This window comes from Paenibacillus sp. Y660 (assembly GCF_057221575.1).
Genome location: NZ_JBXBBJ010000003.1, coordinates 18,843 through 39,137, shown reverse-complemented (window position 1 = coordinate 39,137; position 20,295 = coordinate 18,843). Strand labels below are relative to the sequence as shown.

Sequence of the window (20,295 nt, the reverse complement as noted above, 5' to 3'; positions counted from 1 at the left end):
AGAGCGTTTATGCTCTGGTCTTCTTGTGTGTATGAGGCATTAAGCTTGATCGCGAAGCAGCTTCTTGTCGAGTACAAACGTGCCCAAGGGGAGGAATGCAGCGATAAAGGCTGCCGCAACCTTAAAGATAGACCAGCGGCACGCAATCCAGACATGAAGAAGAGCAAGCATATAAAGAACAAATAATAGCCCGTGCAGACTTCCTGCGACAGCGACAGCCTCCGGGATATCAGCCCAATATTTGAGCGGCATCGCGATAAGCAGCAGCACAAGAAAGGATATCCCTTCAAACAAACCGACGACACGGAGTCGGCCAATTACAGTTTTAAGCATTACATGACCTCCAGGTTAAATTGATTTCGAACGCGGTATCAAGCCAGTCCACAATAGTTCTACGATTTCGGTCGACGCTTGTTCCACTGTTTTTTCCTCATTTATAATTTCCTTGCGATTTCGGACGGTGAGCATTGCCGTAAAGACATGTGCCAGCAATAAAGAATCGCCGCGCATAATTTCGCCCTCGTCCATCGCTTTCTGGAATACGCTTGCGACAAGCTCATGAATAGCATTCTCGCTCGCGCGAATACTCGTCACTTGCTCCTCGCTCAAGCCGCTTGATGCCTCGCGCATCATCGTTTCGAACTCAACATGAGCATTGTTCATATGCTTTTGTGCAACGTTTAGCAATCTTTCCTTAAGGGAGCCAGGCCCATGGACGAGCTTTGCGGTTTGATCATATGCCATTTTCAGCACAAATTGAAGGCATTCGGTGAATAGAATGCTTTTGTTGTCAAAATAATAATAGACGCTGGCCTTTGTAACGCCGCAGGCTTGAGCAACGCCATCCAGCGACACCTTTTCAAATCCATGTTCCATAAAAAGATAGGCTGCTGTTCGTAAAATTTGCTGCATCGTCTGAATTGAGCCTGTCCCTTTGGGCCGGCCTGGTTTGCGTTTTATTTGTTCGTCGCCCAAACGCCTTGCCCTCCATTCATCAAATTGTAAAAAATAGAGATTGATTAATTAACCTTCGGGTATATATAATTAATTCGTAGTATGCTTTCATTTTAAACGATATGAGTGAATAAGTGAAATGGAGGATTTGACAAATGATCGAAAAATTAGCTGGGATCATCGCAGGACCGCGTACAAGGTGGATTACGTTAGTAACATGGATTGTCATTGCTGTGCTGCTCAGCCTATTTCTTCCTGCAGTCGGGGAAAAAGAAGAAAGCAATGCACCTAACCTGGAGTCAGACAGTCCGTCGGTTGTGGCTGATCAGCTTATTAAAGACAAATTTCCTAGCTCCTCCGGCATTCCGGCTCTCGTCGTCTGGCACCGTGAAGGCGGCTTGTCTGATGAGGATTTTGTACTTATTCAGCAAACGACGCAGGCTCTTATTGAAAATCCGTTGAAGGAGCAGGGAGAGGTCGTGCCGCTCCATCAAATGCCGATGCCTGCCTTGCAAAAATTTGCTTCGGAGGACGGAACGACACTCGTTCAGCCGATTGCATTCGGAGAACAGACCGAAACCGAGGTATTGAAGGAGAATATCGAAGCGATAAAAGGGATCATTAATGATGCTTCAGGGAAAGATCCTTTTGCCATTGCGGTTGACGATAAGGAAGAACTTAGTGTTCGTGTCAGCGGACCGGCAGGCATATCGGTAGATGCGACCGATCTGTTCAAAGGAGCGGACGTATCGCTGCTTATCGCAACGGTGCTGATCGTGTTAGTTCTTCTACTGCTCATTTACCGTTCTCCCATACTTGCTGTTATCCCGCTCATCGGCGTAGGCTTCGCGTATGCAGTAACGAGCCCATTGCTTGGCTGGATGGCAGGCGAAGGGTGGATTACAGTTGATGCACAGGCAATTTCGATTATGACCGTCCTTTTGTTTGGGGCAGGCACGGACTATTGCTTGTTCTTTATCTCGCATTTCCGCCATGAACTAACGCGCGAGAGCGACAAGATGGCCGCATTAAAACGCTCTTTCAGAGACGCATCGGGCGCAATTGCCATGAGCGGTTTTACCGTTGTCCTTTCCTTGCTGGCTTTGCTTGCTGCTAAATATGGCGCATACGATCGCTTTGCCGTTCCATTTAGCTTATCCATCCTTATTATGGGCATTGCCAGTCTTACACTAGTTCCGGCATTACTCTCGATTATAGGCAGAGCTTCCTTCTTCCCGTTTATTCCACGCACTGAATTTATGGAGCAAGCACGTGCAGTGAAAAAAGGAAAGCCATATCGCAAGCCAAATCCAGAGAAGAAGCTTGGCTCGAAAATTGGAAATCTCGTTATCGCAAAACCATGGATGGTCGTTATCTCATCGGTTGTTGTATTAGGCATCTTGGCCAGCTTCTCCAGTCAAATTAAATTTACTTATGATTTGCTTTCTTCTTTCCCGAAAGATATGCCTTCCAGAGAAGGATTTGAATTGATCTCAGAATCATTCACGCCTGGAGATTTGGCGCCGATCACGGTTGTCGTACAAACGGAAGGAACAGATGCTGACTTGGCAGGCAAGCTGGCAGCCGTTCCGCTCGTTGATCATGTACAGGAACCGCAGCCAAGCGTCGATGATCCAAACTTACTTTCCTATAAGGTTATTCTGAACACGAACCCTTACTCGTCTGCAGCGATGGACACGATCCCGCTAATTCATCAGGCAGCAGAAGCGGCTCTTGCCGGGGCGAATTTGGCGGATGCTGATCAGAAGGTATGGGTCGGCGGACAAACAGCTACACAATATGATTCCAAGGTGCTCACAGATCGTGATAACCGCGTAGTCATTCCGCTCGTTACCTTGTTAATTATGATATTGCTGCTTGTTTATTTGAGATCCATTACTGCCACTCTATACTTAATTGGTACAGTATTGCTTTCCTTTGGAGCAGCGCTAGGCATAGGCTGGATTATTCTGCATTACTTCATGGGTATTGACGCGATTCAAGGGGCGATTCCTCTATACGCATTTGTGTTCCTAATCGCGCTCGGTGAAGACTACAATATCTTCATGATCTCAAGCATTTGGAAGAAGCGCAAAAAAATGCCCTTAAACCAGGCGATCAAAGAGGGCGTCAGCGAAACGGGAGGCGTCATTACGTCGGCTGGTCTTATTCTAGCAGCTACGTTCGCGGTGCTTGCCTCGCTGCCGATTCAAGTGCTTGTCCAATTCGGTTTAATTACAGCAATTGGTGTATTGATGGATACGTTTATCGTTCGACCGTTCCTAGTCCCGGCGATCACAGCCTTGCTGGGCAAGAAAGCATTCTGGCCGGCAAAAGTCGAGCTTGTCGAAGAGACGAAGCAAAGCTTAAAAGGGTAACAAATGGAAGGGACTGTCCCAAAAATGTTCGCACGGAATGGGAGCATCCCAATTATGAAGCGAAAGGACCTCTTAACCCACTGCTAGGTGGGGACGAGGTCCTTTTTTATTCATTCAATATGAAGTGGAGCATAAAAATCATGAATTGGCTTTTGGGACAGCCCCTCACAAAAACACGCTACTCAACTGCTGTAAGAACACATACGTGCTTAAAGCCACCGTTCGACCAGCCGCATACGCCGAAATCACTCTTTAAGCACACATAGGTGCTTAAAGCTGACAAAAACACGCTACTCAACTGCTGTAAGGAAACATATGTTCTTAAAGCCATCGTTCGTCCAGCCGCTCACGCCGTATTATTTCTTTAAGCACACATAGGTGCTTAAAGCTGACAAAAACACGCTACTCAACTGCTGTAAGAACACATACGTGCTTAAAGCCACCGTCCGACCAGCCGCTCACGCCGTATTAGCTCTTTAAGCACACATAGGTGCTTAAAGCTGACAAAAACACGCTACTCAAATGCTGTAAGAACACATACGTGCTTAAAGCCACCGTCTGACCAGCCGCATACGCCGAAATCACTCTTTAAGAACACATATGTTCTTAAAGCTGACAAAAACACGCTACTCAACTGCTGTAAGAACACATATGTTCTTAAAGCCATCGTTCGTCCAGCCGCTCACGCCGAATTAGCTCTTTAAGCACACATAGGTGCTTAAAGCTGACAAAAACACGCTACTCAACTGCTGTAAGAACACATACGTTCTTAAAGCCACCGTTCGTCCAGCCGCTCACGACGAACTAACGGGGAGGCCCCATAGCTTTTGGGAAATCCTTTTTTTCAACTTCCCATCAATGCAACATTTTCCCAATTATCCACGTCTAGGCTAATAGGCTATTTATGCCTATTATTAATAAAGGTCAGGGGACTATTTATGGAAAGAAAAAAACGTTGGATTGGATTATGGCTGGCTGCAGCTTTGTTTGCTTCTAGCTTGCTCGTCTTTCCAAGGGAGGCATCGGCATGCACTTGTGTAAAATCAAAATCGATTCAAGAGATTACAAGCAGGAGCGATGCTGTATTTGAAGGCACGGCAACCTCTGTAAAATCATCGTCATTAGCTTTGTTTCGCTCGCCAGCGAAGGTCGTGAAAGCAACCTTTCAAGTAAACGAGGTATGGAAGGGACATGTTACACCGTCTATTGAGGTGCTAACTGCGGAAAGCAGCGACAGCTGCGGGTTTGAATTTCAGGTGGGTGAGCGATATTTGGTTTACGCCGCCGCAACAGGCAAATCGATGGAGGTAAGTCTTTGCAGCGGCACGATGCTGCACAGCAAAGCGAATGAGCATATCGCATGGCTAGGCAGCGGTTCACTGCCGCCGCAGCCTAGCTTAGACATTCAGCAGACGGATGATTCATTTCCGCGGACTATTTATTTAGCGATTGGAGCGTTAGTTGCTGTTATGACGGGAATGATTGTTTATCGAAAGCAAAAACAGTCTAAATCAAGAACATCGCGACGATAGTCGTCACCGTAAGTCCAATAAGGACAGGCTTCAAATTGCGACGCGCGAGCTCGAAGGGATCTACTCCGCAAATAGCCGCTGCCGGAATAAGTGCCCAAGGAATAATGGTACCTCCGCCAACCCATATTGCGGCAACCTGACCAAGCGCCGTTAAAGTGGCTAGACCCGATCCGATCGCATGCCCGAAGAGCTGAGCGATTGAGCCTGCCAGCGAAATACCGGAGAAGCCGGAGCCGTCAAGGCCGGTGACAGCGCCAACGACCGTTAAGGTGATGGAGCCGACGAAACCGTTTACGGGAACGACATGAGCAAGAGCGACGCCTAGATCATTGACGATGCCATGTGACGCTTCCGGCAGCTTCTCTCCGAACAAAGCCAGAAATCCGGAGTCGCCCAAATAGAAAAATGCCGCAATCGGAATGACGGGACCAAACACTTTAAAGCCGAATAAGAAGCCCTCGATTAAATAACTGGTTGTCTTCTCGAAGCCTTTGCCCCGATGCGTCATCATCGTAATGAGCAGCATAATGAGGATTGCGGTTCCGCCGATCAGAGCGGTGGCATCCCCGCCTTGCAGATTAAGCATGAACATGGCAACCACATCAAGCGCGAACAGAACAGGTATAACGGCTGCAAGCACGCGTTTGGTTCCCAAAGACAATGCATTGCGGTCGGCTTCATCGCTATAGTCATTGGCAAGCGGTTTGTCACTTGTCGTTGCAATGAGACCATCACGCCATGTTCCTAATTTCTGATCCCTCCGCATCATCCAGAAAGCAGCTATCGTCGTAACGGCACCCATGACAATAACGAGAGGAATGCTGGCCTGCATGACGGCGCTGACAGGAATTCCTGCGGCATCCGCTGTAAGCTTTGGCGCCCCTTGGATAATATAATCGCCTGATAGCGCTATGCCGTGCCCGAACAGGTTCATCGCTACCGCTGCTCCGAGTGCCGGCAAGCCGACTCTTAGTGCAACAGGCAGCAGCACAGCCCCAATGAGGGCAACCGCTGGAGAAGGCCAGAAAAAGAACGATGTCACCATCATGATGAGCCCAATTCCCCAGAAAGCAAGCGTTGGTGTCCTAAGGAAACGGGTAAAGGGTGAGATCATAATTTCGTTTATGCCGGTTCGAATGAGCACGCGGCTCATGGCGACGATGATGGATATGATTAAGATCGTTCCGAGCAATTCTTTTATGGCAAAAATAAAGCTGTTAAAAATACCGCTTACAGAGCCGCTTGCCGAAGTGGTTGCAAGTATGCCGATTCCTAAAATTCCCGCAATACAAATAAGCGTAGTATCGCGCCGCATCAGCATAAATCCAATAATGGCGATTATAAATCCTAAATAAACCCAGTGAAGCGCCGATAATTGAATTTCCATCCCGATCATCTCCTTGTGACATACACGAAACCAGCAGGAGCTGATTTCGTACTGTAATGTATGCATGAGAAGGAATAGGCGTTCGCCCTCGGCGGCGCCGCAATATATGGAGGAGGGTTCGGATGATTAAACGCAGCGTAACCATATTGATGCTCTCAATAATGCTTCTTACAGCCGGCTGTGGTATTATGGAGGAAGTAGGTCAAACGGTAAATTTTGCAACAGAGACGACGGATTACTTGCAATCGTTAACGGACTTCGGACAAGATATGAATACACTTGCGGAGCAAGCAGTGACAGACCTGGATGCAAGAACCGATTTGAAGGAGCGACTGCTCGCTCTCAAGGAGCAGGTCGTCAACTATGGCGGGCTCCAGGTACCGGACTACGCAAAGGATCTTCACCAGTCGATTGCCGAATACAATACGACGCTTCAGCAGGGACTTGATCAGGCTCTCACGAATATAGAGCAAGGACGAGCCGTGTTTGAATCAACGGGTATTCCGGATACGATTAACAAAATTAACGAGCTGTTAAGCCAAATCAATCAGCTCGCGCCGTAACGAACATATAGGAAGGAAGAATAGCAGTGATCAACATCAATGTATTAGAGGCATCCATGACGTATTCGAAGGAAGACGGCTATGTGGGCAAGGTTCATTTTGGAGTAGAAGGCCATGTGAACGAATATGAAATCGCTTTGCACAGCAAGAGAGGCAAAGAATGGGGCTACGGATTGTTTTTCTTGCATGAATCAGGCAAGGAAGAACAGTTGCTTGCACTAGAGGATCTGCTTGAAGAGGATGACGAGCTGTTTGATTTCCTTGTCGACACAGCGAAAGAGAAGCTAGACAAAGCTGAATAACATGCATACACAAACAAAGCTCATGCTGGATCACCCGCGAGGTGAACTGGCATGAGCTTTATTGTATTAATGACCGCTTGAAGAGGTCAAGCCTAGATTGCGGATAATGAGCTTGCTTTCTTCATTAAGGCCGATGAACGTTACTTGCTTATTCAACTGCTCGTATTTGCTTTTTACTTTCGCGATAGCTGTCACAGCGGACTGATCCCAAACATGCGAGCCGCTAAAGTCAAGAGTAACCTTGCTAGGATCCTGTTGATAGTCGAACAAAGAAACGAAACGGCTCGTCGTCCCGAAAAACAACTGCCCGGATATGCGATACGTTCGCGTATTCGATTTGTCTGCTGCGGAAGAGACGCGAATTTTGGCCATTTTCCCGACGAATACGAAGGCACTGAGAACGACGCCGGCAAAAACACCTTTGGATAAATCATGCGTGATTAGAACGATCACGACAGTTGCGATCATAATCAGCGCATCCGAGCGCGGCACCTTATGAATTTGAAACACCGATTTCCAATCGAAGGTGCTGATGGAGACCATAATCATGACGCCTACCAAAGCTGCCATCGGTATTTTATTGACGACGTCGCTTAACGCCATAATTAGAAAGAGCAGGAAGGAGCCCGCGACTAATGTAGATAGCCTTGAACGGCCGCCGGATTTGACGTTGATAACGGATTGTCCAATCAGAGCACAGCCAGCCATGCCGCCGAAGAAGCCTGTTGCAATGTTTGCGATGCCTTGACCTCGGACTTCTTTATTCTTATTGCTGGTTGTGTCCGTCATTTCATCGAGAACGGAAGCCGTTAACAGCGACTCCAATATGCCGACAATCGAAAGGGAGAAGGAGTATGGCAAAATGATCCACAACGTTTTAAACGAGAATAACACTTCCGGAATGTGAAACAAAGGCAGTGTGCTTTCGATTAAGCCTCTATCGCCAACGGTTTTAAGATCGGCTCCAATCGCTACTGCAATAATCGATACGATAATGATCGCAGCAAGCGGTGATGGAATGATCTTAGTAAACTTAGGGAGCGTGTATATAATAACTAATGTCAATGCGACGAGCGCATACATGATCCAGCTTGCACCTACGAAATGAACGAGCTGAGTAGTGAAGATGAGAATGCCAAGCGCATTAACAAAGCCGAGCATGACGGATTGCGGCACGAACGATATGAGCTGTCCCAGCTTCAGAGCACCCATTATATATTGCAGTACGCCAGCCAAAATCGTAGCAGCGAATAAATATTCGATGCCATGGTCTTTGACGAGAGAAACCATCAGCAACGCCATCGCGCCTGTTGCGGCCGAGATCATGCCGGGCCTGCCGCCGACAATCGAGATAATGACAGCGATACAGAAGGAAGCGTAAAGCCCGACCATAGGTCCCACTCCGACCATCAGCGAGAACGAAATCGATTCCGGAATGAGGGCGAGAGCAACCGTAATCCCCGCTAATACATCGCCGCGCACATTGGAAAACCATGATTTTTTAAGTTGTTCGAGCAAAGCAAATAAGCCTCCTTCAAGATATGTTTTGTGAAAATTGCAGCAATTAAAAGCGAATGATATTTCTATCGTTGACTTTCCACTCTCAGGAAGGTCGGGGCCGATGCACACTGAGCGTTATTATACAACAAATGAATGCTAGACATTTAAATCATTAAGCTCAATTAAGCGCTTACATCGCAGCATTCCGACATTTATCAGCCAATAGCTTCATTATGGATAAAAGGTTGCTGCAAATGAAAAGAACCACCGCATTTCGCGATGGTTCTTGGTTTGGTGCAGCGTTACATCGGCCTTTCAATCTGCTTCTTCTCGTTTCTGCTTTTTATATATTTATAAGCTGCAAAGCCGAGCACAGCTGCGGCGAGTCCGTAAATGATCCACATCCCATATTTATAAATATGATCGGAAAGATCTTGTACCTGATCGCCAACGAATGAACCGATTATAAAGTAGATAAGCGTCCAGATAAATGCAGATGGATAAGCGAATAGGGCAAAACGTTTGTAAGGCATAAGGTTCATGCCCATCACATAAGGCGTGACATGTCTCAAGAAAGGAAGGCAAAGGCTAAGGCTGATTGCATAACCGCCGTATCGTTCACTCAGCTGCTCGGATTTGGCGACGAACCTTCCTATGTTTTTCTTCCTTTTAAACCAATCGGACAACTTGCTTCCCGCAAATCTTCCGATGCTGTATCCAAATGTCATCGCGGAGCAGATGCCAAGGAAGGTCATAATAAATGCAGGTACAGGCAATAACATGCCGGATGCAGCTAATGCGCCGCCAGTCATTACGACTGCTTCATTTGGAATAGGCAGACCTATCAAGCCTAGGCATAAAACGAGAAAGAGGGCGAAATAGCCAACCTGATCGATTATATTTAACAACACATCATACATTCAGCAACATCCTTACTTTCCAACAAATAGGATTATAGATTAAATCACATCATATATGTTATCACAAACAAATCCGAAAGGATATCTTTCTTACGTATGACAAGCGAGAAGGGTTCAAGTTTTACCATTCTGTAACTACTTGTTTACAACTAGCGGATACAATAGGGGAAGAGGTTTAATGCGTATGAAGGGGCGACTAGTATTATGCTTGATTTCCACAAAAAGGTTGAAATATTAAGAGGTTATGAATCATTATGTTATACGGTATGCGTCACGCTGATCTTAGATGAACAAGCAGCATGCAAAATGGCTGAGCAGATGCTGTGCCAGCTATTTGGCGATAACGAATTTTGGCTGCTGCAAGAAACAGAAAGGCCATCCTATATTTTGCGGCTGTGCAAACGAGGATGCTTGCAATTTACACGAGTAAAGCTTCAGCAAACGTCATAACTTTGAATATAATCGTTGATATTTCAAGCTTACAGCGATCATAATAGAAAGGATCATCTTCATTTTTTATTTTTCGTACAAAGATTGATGGAAAGGATGAACAATGAACGCTAATCAGACTCGCAAAAAAGTAACGATTGCCCTCTTTGTAGCCACTTTCCTTGCTGCAATCGAGGGAACGATCGTAAGTACGGCTATGCCGAGCATAACCGGAGAGCTACAGGGCATTCAGCAGTACAGCTGGATTATTTCCATCTATTTGTTAGCGACGGTCATTACGACCCCCATTTACGGCAAGCTATCCGATCTATACGGGCGCAAGAAAATGTTCATTATCGGTGCTTTGATTTTCTTGGCTGGCTCGATGCTTTCCGGCGTGGCGCAAACGATGAATCAGCTCATTTGGTTCCGAGCGCTGCAGGGTCTCGGAGCAGGAGCGCTCACAACGATTCCTTATACGATTATCGGAGATTTGTATCCATTCGAGAAACGCGCTAAAGTGCAAGGCTGGATGTCTAGCATTTGGGGAATCGCGGGCATCTCAGGGCCGTTGTTAGGCGGACTTTTGGTCGATTACATATCCTGGCGCGCCATATTTTACATGAATCTTCCGTTTGGTATCGTAGCCATTTATCTGTTGTCAACTTCGCTGCAAGAGACATTGGAGAAAAAGAAAAAGCATATAGACTATCCCGGCATTATTACGTTTGCTATTGCAATGTTCAGCTTGCTCTATGCGATGACGCTTCTTCGCGATGGCGGTAAGGGAAGCTCTATTTGGACAATTGGCCTGCTCCTGATGCTCGCCATCCTATTTTTCATCGTGTTTGCTCGGATTGAAATCCGTTCGCCTGAACCGATCATTCCTTTCCAGCTCTTTCGGAACCGGATGATCAGCATGGCGAATTTGGATAGTTTTCTGCTATGTGTCATCAATGTGGTTGTTATTTTTTATTTGCCATTATGGATACAAGGCGTTTACGGCAAACCGGCTACTTATTCGGGGCTTGCCATGATTCCGCTCTCGATAGCTTGGCCGCTAGGTTCTATACTGGCTGGCAATTGGATTTCGAGAAAAGGATTGCGTTACATCGGCGTTGCAGGCGCTTGCATCCTGCTGGCCAGCAGCATTGGCTTCGCATTCATGACAGCTTCAACATCCATTGCCTTATTTATCGTTTATACGTTTATGGCAGGGTTATCCTTTGGTTTATCCTTGACCTCCTTGACGGTTGCCGTATCTTCGTCCGTTGGATGGGAGCTTCGCGGCTCGGCTGTTGCCAGCAATAACTTTATTCGAACACTCGGCCAAACGATCGGCATTACGGTTTTTGGTTTGCTGCTGCATACCGGACAAGCCGATTCAATCGAGTCAGCGGTACTCGCAGGAAGCTTGCATATGATTTTTATTTGGGTAGCCGTATTGTCGGTATTTGTTGTCGTTGTCTCATTGGGCTTGCCTAAACTCAAACAGGTTGATCAGCAGCAAAGAAATGCTTCTTAGAAAGGTCGATTGCGCCTATGAACCCGAACGATTTGGAAGCATACCGCAAGCTGCTTTCAGAATGGAAAATGAAAACAGTTATCGTGTTAAAAGGGCAGCAGCTCCTTGGCGATTGGTATGAGAGCGGCAAGGATTCGATCGGACCTCTCTATTCATGCACCAAAAGTATTTTATCTGCGTTAATCGGCATTGCAATCGATAAGGGCTTCTTAACAAACGTGGACGAGCCGATCACGGATTATTTGAAGCATCCTCCCGAAATAAGCGAGGCGCTTAGCCAAATAACGATTAAGCATCTTCTAACGATGACGCCAGGCTTTGATTGGCCTGATTTTGACAAGCCTTACAAAGTATTTAAGGCGTCACAGGACCCGATCCAATTCGTTTTTGAGCAGCCGTTGATTTCCGAGCCTGGAACGGCATTTGCCTACAACTCCGGAGGCTCGCATTTATTGTCGGCCATATTGACGAATGCGGTCGGCATGCCGGCGCTATCTTTCGCTAAGGACTATTTATTTGCTCCGCTTGGCTTCCACAGCGCTCGCTGGATGGAGCGCGCAGGAATCAACGAAGGCGGGACAGGACTCTATTTATATGGCAAGGATTTAGCCAGGATTGGAAGCCTGTTTGCCCAAAACGGTCGATTCGACAACAAGCAGATGTTATCCTCCGCTTGGGTGGAGGACTCGACGAAGATGCATCATCGGGGCTTGCTGCAATATGAGCCGCCGATTTATGGGGGCTATGGCTTTCATTGGTGGCATTCGCCCGTAAGCAACAATGGTCTTTGCGACTGTTACTTTGCTTTTGGCCATGGCGGTCAATATTTGCTAATCGTTCCGGGGCATGAGCTCGTTATTGTCATTCGGAAGCAAGTGACCAAGCGCAATGATGCCATTTGGTCGAGGAAGCTGCTGTTCGAGCATCTTATTCCAGCGTGTATCGTTTGAAAAAGTCATCGCAAGCTTGAATGGCATTAAAGCTTTATCTATGAAGGCATCGACTTAAGATCGATGCCTTTTTTTTGTTATTTTCAACGTAATATACGTGTTAGATGTGGATCGAAAATCAATATCAAGCATATAAATATTTCACTAAACGTATTGCTTAACGTTAAACTCTGCATTATGATGTTAGATAAACTTACATAATGAAAGCGAAAGGGCTTATTTTCTTTCTGTTTGGCAGGATGGGCTGTCTATGGAAGATAAGATGCATGAAACGATTGGAGTGGGGAGAAGGTGCATAAAGATAGTAATGCAATGAAGCCCAAGCTGTGGTAAACAGGAGAATGGATCGGCTTTAAAGTCAGAATATTTAGCTAATTAAATAATACATTAATTGGGTTTTTATGCATAAGGGGGAGATCGCGATGACAACCATACTTATTCAAAACGCTGTAGTGATGACAATGAACGCGCAGGATCACATTTTTAAAGGCGATGTATTAATAGAAGGCAATCGGATTGTGCAAATTGGAGAACGGCTCGAAACGAATGCGGCGGATCGGATTATCGACGCTGACGGCAAGGTGCTGCTTCCCGGTTTTGTGCAAACGCATATCCATCTTTGTCAAACGCTCTTCCGGGGAAGAGCCGATGATTTATCGCTTATCGAGTGGCTCAAAGAAAAGATTTGGCCGCTCGAGGCTGCGCATAGCGAGGATTCCGTTTATTACTCTGCCATGCTTGGAATTGGGGAATTAATCCGAAGCGGTACGACAACGATTTTGGATATGGAGACGGTTCATTATACGGAGTCTGCCTTTCAAGCGATAAAGGAAAGCGGCATTCGCGCACTCTCTGGAAAGGTCATGATGGACCATGGTACTGAAGTGCCGATAGCTTTGCAGGAAAATACGCAAAAGTCGCTTCAGGATAGCGTAGATTTATTGGAAAAATGGCATGGTACGGAAAATGGACGGATTCAATATGCTTTTTGCCCGCGGTTCGTAGTTTCCTGTACGGAGGAGCTGCTTGTAGGCGTGCGAGATCTATCCTCGAAGTATGGCGTCATGGTGCACACGCATGCATCGGAAAATTTAGGCGAGATCGCCATGGTCGAAGCGGAACGCGGGATGAGAAACGTTGTTTATTTGGATCATATTGGTCTTGCGAAGCCGAATCTGATTTTGGCCCATAGTATTTGGCTTGATGGTGAGGAGATGCGGATCATACGTGAGCGAGGCGTTAAAGTGACACATTGCCCGGGCTCCAATATGAAGCTTGCGTCGGGTGTTGCAGAAATTCCGCTCTTGCTTGAGCAAGGCATAGACGTCGGGATTGGCGCAGACGGTGCGCCGTGCAATAACAATTTGGATATGTTCCAAGAAATGCGGTTGACCGCCTATATGCAAAAGGTAAAGCATGGCCCGACGATCATGAATGCAAAGACGGTGCTCCGAATGGCGACAATGGGCGGCGCTAAGGTGCTTGGTTTAGAGAAGGAGATCGGCAGCATCGAGGTCGGCAAGCTTGCGGATTTGCAGCTTCTTGATCTGGAAGACTTTCACGTCTATCCATCCTTCGACGCCGATTGGTATTCGAGAGTCGTCTATGCGGCGACAAGAGGCGATGTGGATACGGTGCTTATCGACGGTCAAATCGTCATGGATAGCAAGCTGGTCAGAACGGTCGACAAGAAGGTTGTATTAAAGGAAGCGGACCGCTCTCTGCGCAAATTAATTGCAAGACTGTAGACGAGGCCATTTGTTCAAAACGCAATAGATGCAGTCCTTGCGACGGCTTATGTTTTGGGAGGGATAGGGATGGATATGCATGATATATTGACGGCGGCGATGGCAGACCATGAGCAGAGTGTGCTGGCGACGATCGTTTGCGTGGAAGGCCATTCTTACCGAAAAGCGGGAGCGGCCATGCTGTTCAAGCAAAGCGGGGAACATATCGGAACCGTGAGTCCAGGCTGCCTAGAGCATGATCTGTTCGAGCGGACTGCTGCCATCGTTCAATCAGGTCAATTTGAAGTAATCGATTATAATTTGAATTCGGATGAGGATATCATTTGGGGAGATGCCATTGGCTGCGGCGGGAAAGTACGCTTGCTGCTTGAGCCGGTCAATGGACGATTGCGATCGCTTCTAATGGAAGCGAAGGAAAAAAACGATGCGGGTAAGTCTGTAAAACTCGTTAGAAGCTGGAATGAGCAGCAAATAAGCTATTCCCTTATTGACGAAGCGGCAGTGGAAATGGAGAAGAGCGATTCAGATGCCGGGGAAGGAAACGCTGATTATTTGTCTATTTGGATTAGACCTAGGCCGAGGTTGGTTTTATTCGGAGCAGGCAAGGACACGGAGGCGATTTATTCGCTCGTCAAAAATATAGGCTTCCAGATCGTGGCTGCGGATTGGCGTCCGTCATTGTGCACGAAGGAGCGGTTTCCTGATGCGGTATGCATCGTTGGTTCGCCTGAACAAATCGTTGAGCAGATCGGGTTCCGCTCGGATGATTATTTGATCGTATGCAGCCATCATTTGCAGCAGGACAAGGAAATGATTCGCTTATCGCTGCCGCTCCAGCTTGTGTACATCGGCATTCTAGGCTCGAAGAAACGGATTCGGATGTTATTTGAAACCTTTCTTATGCCGTCGAATGTAAGGGCGCCTATCGGTTTATCCATTGGCGCTGATGGACCTCTTGAAATAGCGGTCAGCGTTGCGGCAGAGCTGATTGCTGTTCGTGCGGGAAATAAAGCGGGTTCAAGAAGGGAGAAGGCGAGCAATGGTTATTTCAGCTCTTTATTTAGCGGCAGGACAGAGCAAGCGGATGGGAATGAGAAAACAGTCGCTCAAGCTGGCCGCAAGCAAGCCGCTCGCAAGTATGGCGCTGCATGCTCTTATGGGAAGCTCTCTTAAGCGTGTGATGGTCGTTGTGCATCCGGAGGATCCGTTAGAGTGGGTGCCGGCAGAAGGAGGGGAAATAAGTGGAGCTGCCCCGCCTAAAGTTAAGTCTATCCATATCGATGCCTGCATAGATGCTTCGCAAGGCATGGGGCATTCGATTCGCCATGGCCTTCGAACCCTTATGGGCATTGATGCGGAATTAGATGCTGTTGTGGTGGCTCTAGCGGACCAGCCCTTTATTACGTCTGGCATGATTAATGAGCTTATTCATTATTGGCTTGAACAGCCCGAGCTGGATTACGTAGCTACAGCTGTGCATGACGCAAGTGATGGTGCGGTTGTTCTAATGCCTCCTGCTATATTATCGTCTTCGATGTTCGAAGCTTTGCTGCAGCTTGTGGGGGAAGCTGGAGCGAGGAGGTGGTTTGGCTCTCCGCGTTTTCAAGGGTATGGATTATTGGCTGTGAATCGGACAGCTTTATTCGATGTGGATACGCCAGAGGGTTTTGAATTGGCGAAAAACCATTATATAGACTCATTAACGGAGTAGCAATTAAGTCTATGTCAGAATAAATAACACAAAACCGGATATTTTCATTAATTATCTGAATATGACATAACTTAAACCCACTTTTTAACTATTTTGTGTTATATATATTGACGTATTGTTAACATCGATATATATTGATAATACGTTATTGGTCGATGCCAAAACGAGCGAAAGGTAAAACAACTTCCATGGAAGGTTGTTGGAGCCATTCGATTCGAGTGACCGACAGCGTACAATTGCTAGTCTTGTACCTTGTCAGCTGTCCAAAAAAATAGAGAGTCGGGGAGGAACGGTATGAAACAGCACAAAAAAGCAATTTCCGCAGGCTTTGCACTTCTTTTATCGCTTGTATTAGTTATTAGCGGCTGCTCCAGCAGCAAGACGAACAATTCGAATGAGGGCACGGCTAGCCCAGCCGCAGAAACCCCAGCAGGTGATTCCGCAAAGGATGAACCGGCTAAGCTGCCTCGCGTCGCATTCGTCTATATTGGGCCTCCGGGAGACGGCGGTTGGACTTTCGAGCATGACAAGGGCAGATTGTATATGGAAGAGAAGCTGGGCATCAAAGCGGATACGGTCGAAAATGTACCGGAGAGCGCAGATGCGGAACGGATCATTACGGAGCTCGCGCAAAACCACGACATCGTATTCACGACAAGCTTCGGTTACATGGATTACACCCTCAACGTAGCCAAGAAATTTCCAGATGTGAAATTTCTCCATACCGCAGGCTACAAAACAAATGACAACATGGGCACATTTTTCGGTAAAAACTTCGATGCCAGCTATTTAAGCGGAATAGCAGCAGGGAAGATGACGAAGAAAAACATCATCGGCTATGTTGGCGCATTCCCAATACCTGAAGTTATTTATAACATAAACGCCTTCACGCTTGGCGTGCAGAGCGTAAATCCGGATGCAAAGGTCAGCGTCGTTTGGACGAATACCTGGTATGATCCGACAACGGAGCGTCAGGCAGCAGTAAGTCTGCTGGATAAAGGAGCGGATGTGCTGCTGGCTTATCAGGATTCACCGGCAACGCTTCAAGCAGCGGCTGAACGAGGCGCAATGGCTGGCGGCAATGATTCCGATATGACTCGGTTCGCGCCAGAAGCATACTTAACGAACCCGATTTGGAACTGGGGACCTTATTATACGAAGACGGTTCAATCCATTATCGATGGCACTTGGAAGAGCGAGCAGTATTCTGGTTCATTGGCAGACGGCATGGTTGATATTGCCCCGCTTGGACCTAGCGTGCCTGAGGATGTGAAAACGCTCGTGAACGATACGAAAACGAAGCTCATTAGCGGCGAGATCAACGTATTTACCGGCCCGATTACGGATGCGTCCGGTGCAGTCAAGGTTGAGGAAGGCAAAACACTTGCCCTTCATGACATTTTGATCATGGATTGGTTCGTTAAAGGGGTAGAAGGCACGATTCCGAAATAATCGGCTTTCGCCATATGGATAAATCAACAAATCCCTGAATGAGGGGATTTGTTGATTTATACACAGCTATTTCGGTATAAGCTGCTTACGAAGTAGGTTGCTTCGCAACCTTTGCTTATGCTTTCGAAGTAGGTTTGCTTCGCAAACCTTAGCTTATGCTTTCGAAGTAGGTTTGCTTCGCAAACCTTAGCTTATGCTTTCGAAGTAGGTTGCTATGCAACCTTGGCTTATGCTTACGAAGTAGGTTACTTCGTAACCTTTTAGGAGGGTCAAAATGAATGAAAAGTATTCGGTAGAAATGCGCCAAATCGTGAAGCATTTTGGCTCGGTCGTGGCGAATGACTTTGTTGATTTTCAAGCGAAGCGGGGAGAAATTCATGCGCTGCTCGGGGAGAACGGAGCAGGCAAAAGCACGATGATGTGCATGCTCTCCGGCGTATACCGGCCGACCAGCGGCGATATCTTCATTCATGGCGAGCCGGCAAAGATTCGATCGCCGAAGGATGCCATGAAGCTTGGGGTAGGCATGGTGTTTCAAAACTTCCGCCTCGTTCAAACGTTGACCGCAGCCGAAAACATGGTGCTGGGGGAGAAGTCATCGTTTTGGCGAGGGGCCAGATGGATGAACAATAAGCAGCAGGAAATCGAAGCGATCGCGGATCATTTTGGCTTAACGTTTCCAGTCAATCGTCCGATCTGGCAGCTCTCGGTTGGAGAGCAGCAGCGAGTGGAGATCGTCAAGACGCTCTATCGCGGAGCGGAGCTTATTATTTTGGATGAGCCGACTTCGGTGCTGACGCCTGGCGAAGCCGAGCAGCTGTTCGCGACGCTGCAGCGCATGAAATCTGAAGGGAAGACCGTCATTCTGACTACCCACAAGCTGAAGGAGGTTATGGCCGCTTCGGATCATATCTCGGTCATGCGCAAGGGCAAGCTGATTCATTCAATGGCGAAAACAGATACCAATGAACGCGAGCTTGCGAGGCTGATGGTTGGCAAAGAGCTAGCTGAAAGCCGGCCAATCCTTCCTCGTCCGAAAGGGAAGCGGCTGCTCTCCGTACAGCATGTTGATGTCTATGCCGATCATGGCAGGAAATCGCTAGATCATTTCTCGCTAGAGGTTAGCGAAGGCGAAATAGTAGGTGTAGCGGGTGTTGCGGGAAATGGGCAGAAGGAGCTAGCCGAGGTGCTGACAGGCCTCAGGCCGTGGAAGCGCGGAACGATCCATTTTGACGGCAAAGAACTGAAGAATGGTTCCGTTAGGGCGGCAATCGAATCGGGAATTGCCCATGTGCCTGAGAATCGCATGAAGAGCGGGCTTGCGGGAAATCTGGGCATCTTTGACAATTTATTGTTGAAATCGTATCGGACGAGGGAACGCTCTCGATACGGCTTTTTGCGGATAGGGGCAAATCGCCTATGGTCGCATGAATTAGTAAAACAATTTGATGTTAGAACGCCCGGCCTCGACACGCCAGTCCAGCAATTGTCTGGCGGGAATCAGCAAAAGCTGCTTTTTGCAAGAGAAGTGAATCAGAATCCCCTGCTTATGGTAGCCGTGCATCCGACACAAGGGCTCGATGTTGGAGCGACGGAAGACGTGCACCGACTTATGGCAGAGATGCGTGACGCCGGCAAAAGCGTTTTGCTCATTTCAGAAGATTTGGATGAGGTCATACAGCTCTCTGATCGCATTCTCGTCATTTATAACGGTCAGATCGTAGGCGAGATGGCAAGGGAGGCAGCAGATCGGGAGAGGATCGGCATGTATATGGCAGGTCTTCAAGCTCCGGAGGCGCCGGAGGAGGAAGCAGGATGAGCGACAAAAAGCCTGTTTTAACGAAAGGAGCGCTTGCTTTCGAAGCAGCCCAACAATCTAGCAAATGGAAGTGGCGATCCTATCGCATTGAAATCGATAGCGCCAAGAAGGGCAGCTCCTGGTGGATTCCTTTCGCATCGGTGCTGCTGGCGCTAATCGTTTGCGGCATATTTATAGCAGCGAACGGCATGAATCCATTTCCCGTATATAAGAAAATGTTCACAGGCGCGTTCGGCACTACTTACGGCTTGACTGAAACGCTTGTCAAGACGATTCCGCTGCTGCTATGTGGGCTTGGCGTCGCGATTGCCTATCGCATATCCATATGGAACATCGGCGCGGAGGGGCAATTTGCAGCTGGCGCGATGGCCGCGACAGCGGTAACGATTTATTTTCCGAATATGCCCGGCATTCTCATTATTCCTACGATGATCGTGTTCAGCATCGTTGCAGGCGGCATGTGGGGTCTGTTAACGGCAATTCCGCGCACCTACTTTCAAGTCAATGAGCTGGTCACCTCTCTGATGCTCAATTACGTTGCTTTGCTTGCGATGGATTCTTTTGTGTTTGGTCCTTGGAAGGATCCGAAGGGGATGAATTTTCCAGGGACGCCGATGTTTACGGAGGCGCAATCGCTTCCGGTGCTTGGCGACACAAGGCTGCATCTTGGGCTGTTGTTCGGCATCATCGCGATTGTTCTATATGGCTTCTTCATTAAATACACGCGTTGGGGCTATGAGCTGAAACTGATCGGCGCCAATCCCGAAGCCGCCAAAAATGCGGGCATTCGCATTAGCAGACATATATTGCTGGTCATGCTCATAAGCGGCGGGCTGGCCGGTCTTGCAGGAATGGCTGAGGTATCCGGCGTGACGCATCGCTTAATGTACGGCATTTCGCCAGGGTATGGCTACACCGCCATTATCGTGGCATGGCTCGCCAAGCTGCATCCCATCGGGCTAGTCGTAGCCTCGTTTCTGTTCGGCGGCCTTATTGTCGGAGGGTACAGCGTACAAACGATTGGCTTGCCATCCTCGATCTCCGAAATGCTTCAGGGCGCGATCTTATTTTTCCTTATTGCAGGCGGCACCTTCAGTAAATTCCGTCTTCGTAGAATTCGTTGAA

At 47.7% G+C, this 20,295-nt stretch carries 18 protein-coding genes; 13 read left to right on the top strand and 5 right to left on the bottom strand.

Translation table 11 applies throughout. The features are described from left to right. Positions 1-39 precede the first annotated feature (39 nt). Entirely contained in the window at positions 40-333 is a 294-nt protein-coding gene (locus tag AC2TDN_RS05100) for a DUF3817 domain-containing protein (protein ID WP_482065412.1), read from the bottom strand. 15 nt (positions 334-348) lie between these two features. Further along, positions 349-975 (bottom strand): TetR/AcrR family transcriptional regulator, encoded by a 627-nt coding sequence (locus AC2TDN_RS05095; protein ID WP_484687212.1) that lies wholly within the window; start codon positions 973-975, stop codon positions 349-351. Positions 976-1,109: 134 nt separating this feature from the next. On the opposite strand from AC2TDN_RS05095, the gene AC2TDN_RS05090 reads away from it, so the two are divergent. Together AC2TDN_RS05090 and AC2TDN_RS05085 are read left to right on the top strand one after the other, a co-directional pair. After that, on the top strand, positions 1,110-3,332 hold the full coding sequence (locus tag AC2TDN_RS05090; RefSeq protein WP_484687211.1) for an MMPL family transporter: 2,223 nt from the start codon (positions 1,110-1,112) through the stop codon (positions 3,330-3,332). A gap of 938 nt (positions 3,333-4,270) precedes the next feature. Next, positions 4,271-4,864 (top strand): hypothetical protein, encoded by a 594-nt coding sequence (locus AC2TDN_RS05085; protein WP_484687210.1) that lies wholly within the window; start codon positions 4,271-4,273, stop codon positions 4,862-4,864. Here AC2TDN_RS05085 and AC2TDN_RS05080 read toward each other — a convergent pair. Next, the gene (locus AC2TDN_RS05080; RefSeq protein ID WP_482065408.1) at positions 4,839-6,251 is read right to left on the bottom strand and encodes a hypothetical protein; all 1,413 of its coding nucleotides are present in this window, start codon (positions 6,249-6,251) and stop codon (positions 4,839-4,841) included. The genes AC2TDN_RS05085 and AC2TDN_RS05080 overlap by 26 nt on opposite strands. A gap of 122 nt (positions 6,252-6,373) precedes the next feature. Here AC2TDN_RS05080 and AC2TDN_RS05075 point away from each other — a divergent pair, with 122 nt between their 5' ends. Further along, complete coding sequence (locus AC2TDN_RS05075; protein ID WP_482065407.1) at positions 6,374-6,814, top strand: DUF6376 family protein; 441 nt, start codon at positions 6,374-6,376, stop codon at positions 6,812-6,814. Positions 6,815-6,840: 26 nt separating this feature from the next. After that, a complete protein-coding gene (locus AC2TDN_RS05070) occupies positions 6,841-7,116 on the top strand; it encodes a hypothetical protein (protein WP_482065406.1) in 276 nt (91 codons plus the stop codon). 66 nt (positions 7,117-7,182) lie between these two features. Here the strand turns inward: AC2TDN_RS05070 and AC2TDN_RS05065 are convergent, their stop codons facing one another. Together AC2TDN_RS05065 and AC2TDN_RS05060 are read right to left on the bottom strand one after the other, a co-directional pair. After that, positions 7,183-8,634 carry a SulP family inorganic anion transporter gene (locus AC2TDN_RS05065; RefSeq protein ID WP_484687209.1) on the bottom strand — a complete coding sequence of 484 codons (1,452 nt, stop codon included), beginning with the start codon at positions 8,632-8,634 and terminating at the stop codon, positions 7,183-7,185. 284 nt (positions 8,635-8,918) lie between these two features. Continuing rightward, positions 8,919-9,536, bottom strand: coding sequence for a DedA family protein (locus AC2TDN_RS05060; RefSeq protein ID WP_484687208.1), 618 nt, complete (start codon positions 9,534-9,536; stop codon positions 8,919-8,921). A 204-nt stretch (positions 9,537-9,740) separates the two neighbouring features. Here AC2TDN_RS05060 and AC2TDN_RS05055 point away from each other — a divergent pair, with 204 nt between their 5' ends. The 9 genes from AC2TDN_RS05055 (at position 9,741) to AC2TDN_RS05015 (ending at position 20,294) form a co-directional block, all read left to right on the top strand. Then, positions 9,741-9,986: a hypothetical protein gene (locus tag AC2TDN_RS05055; protein WP_482065403.1), complete on the top strand. Its 246-nt coding sequence runs from the start codon at positions 9,741-9,743 to the stop codon at positions 9,984-9,986. A 103-nt stretch (positions 9,987-10,089) separates the two neighbouring features. Next, complete coding sequence (locus AC2TDN_RS05050) at positions 10,090-11,490, top strand: MDR family MFS transporter (RefSeq protein ID WP_484687207.1); 1,401 nt, start codon at positions 10,090-10,092, stop codon at positions 11,488-11,490. A 17-nt stretch (positions 11,491-11,507) separates the two neighbouring features. Then, positions 11,508-12,440 carry a serine hydrolase domain-containing protein gene (locus AC2TDN_RS05045; protein WP_484687206.1) on the top strand — a complete coding sequence of 311 codons (933 nt, stop codon included), beginning with the start codon at positions 11,508-11,510 and terminating at the stop codon, positions 12,438-12,440. Between the two features lie 422 nt (positions 12,441-12,862). After that, positions 12,863-14,188 (top strand): 5'-deoxyadenosine deaminase, encoded by a 1,326-nt coding sequence (locus AC2TDN_RS05040; protein ID WP_484687205.1) that lies wholly within the window; start codon positions 12,863-12,865, stop codon positions 14,186-14,188. A gap of 69 nt (positions 14,189-14,257) precedes the next feature. Beyond that, positions 14,258-15,361 carry an XdhC family protein gene (locus tag AC2TDN_RS05035; protein WP_484687204.1) on the top strand — a complete coding sequence of 368 codons (1,104 nt, stop codon included), beginning with the start codon at positions 14,258-14,260 and terminating at the stop codon, positions 15,359-15,361. Then, a complete protein-coding gene (locus AC2TDN_RS05030; RefSeq protein WP_484687203.1) occupies positions 15,279-15,899 on the top strand; it encodes a nucleotidyltransferase family protein in 621 nt (206 codons plus the stop codon). The genes AC2TDN_RS05035 and AC2TDN_RS05030 overlap by 83 nt, the downstream gene beginning before the upstream one ends. A 294-nt stretch (positions 15,900-16,193) precedes the next feature. Further along, positions 16,194-17,351, top strand: coding sequence for a BMP family ABC transporter substrate-binding protein (locus tag AC2TDN_RS05025; protein WP_484687202.1), 1,158 nt, complete (start codon positions 16,194-16,196; stop codon positions 17,349-17,351). Between the two features lie 274 nt (positions 17,352-17,625). After that, positions 17,626-19,170 (top strand): ABC transporter ATP-binding protein, encoded by a 1,545-nt coding sequence (locus tag AC2TDN_RS05020; protein ID WP_484687201.1) that lies wholly within the window; start codon positions 17,626-17,628, stop codon positions 19,168-19,170. Beyond that, the gene (locus AC2TDN_RS05015; RefSeq protein WP_484687200.1) at positions 19,167-20,294 is read left to right on the top strand and encodes an ABC transporter permease; all 1,128 of its coding nucleotides are present in this window, start codon (positions 19,167-19,169) and stop codon (positions 20,292-20,294) included. The genes AC2TDN_RS05020 and AC2TDN_RS05015 overlap by 4 nt, the downstream gene beginning before the upstream one ends. Position 20,295 lies beyond the last annotated feature (1 nt).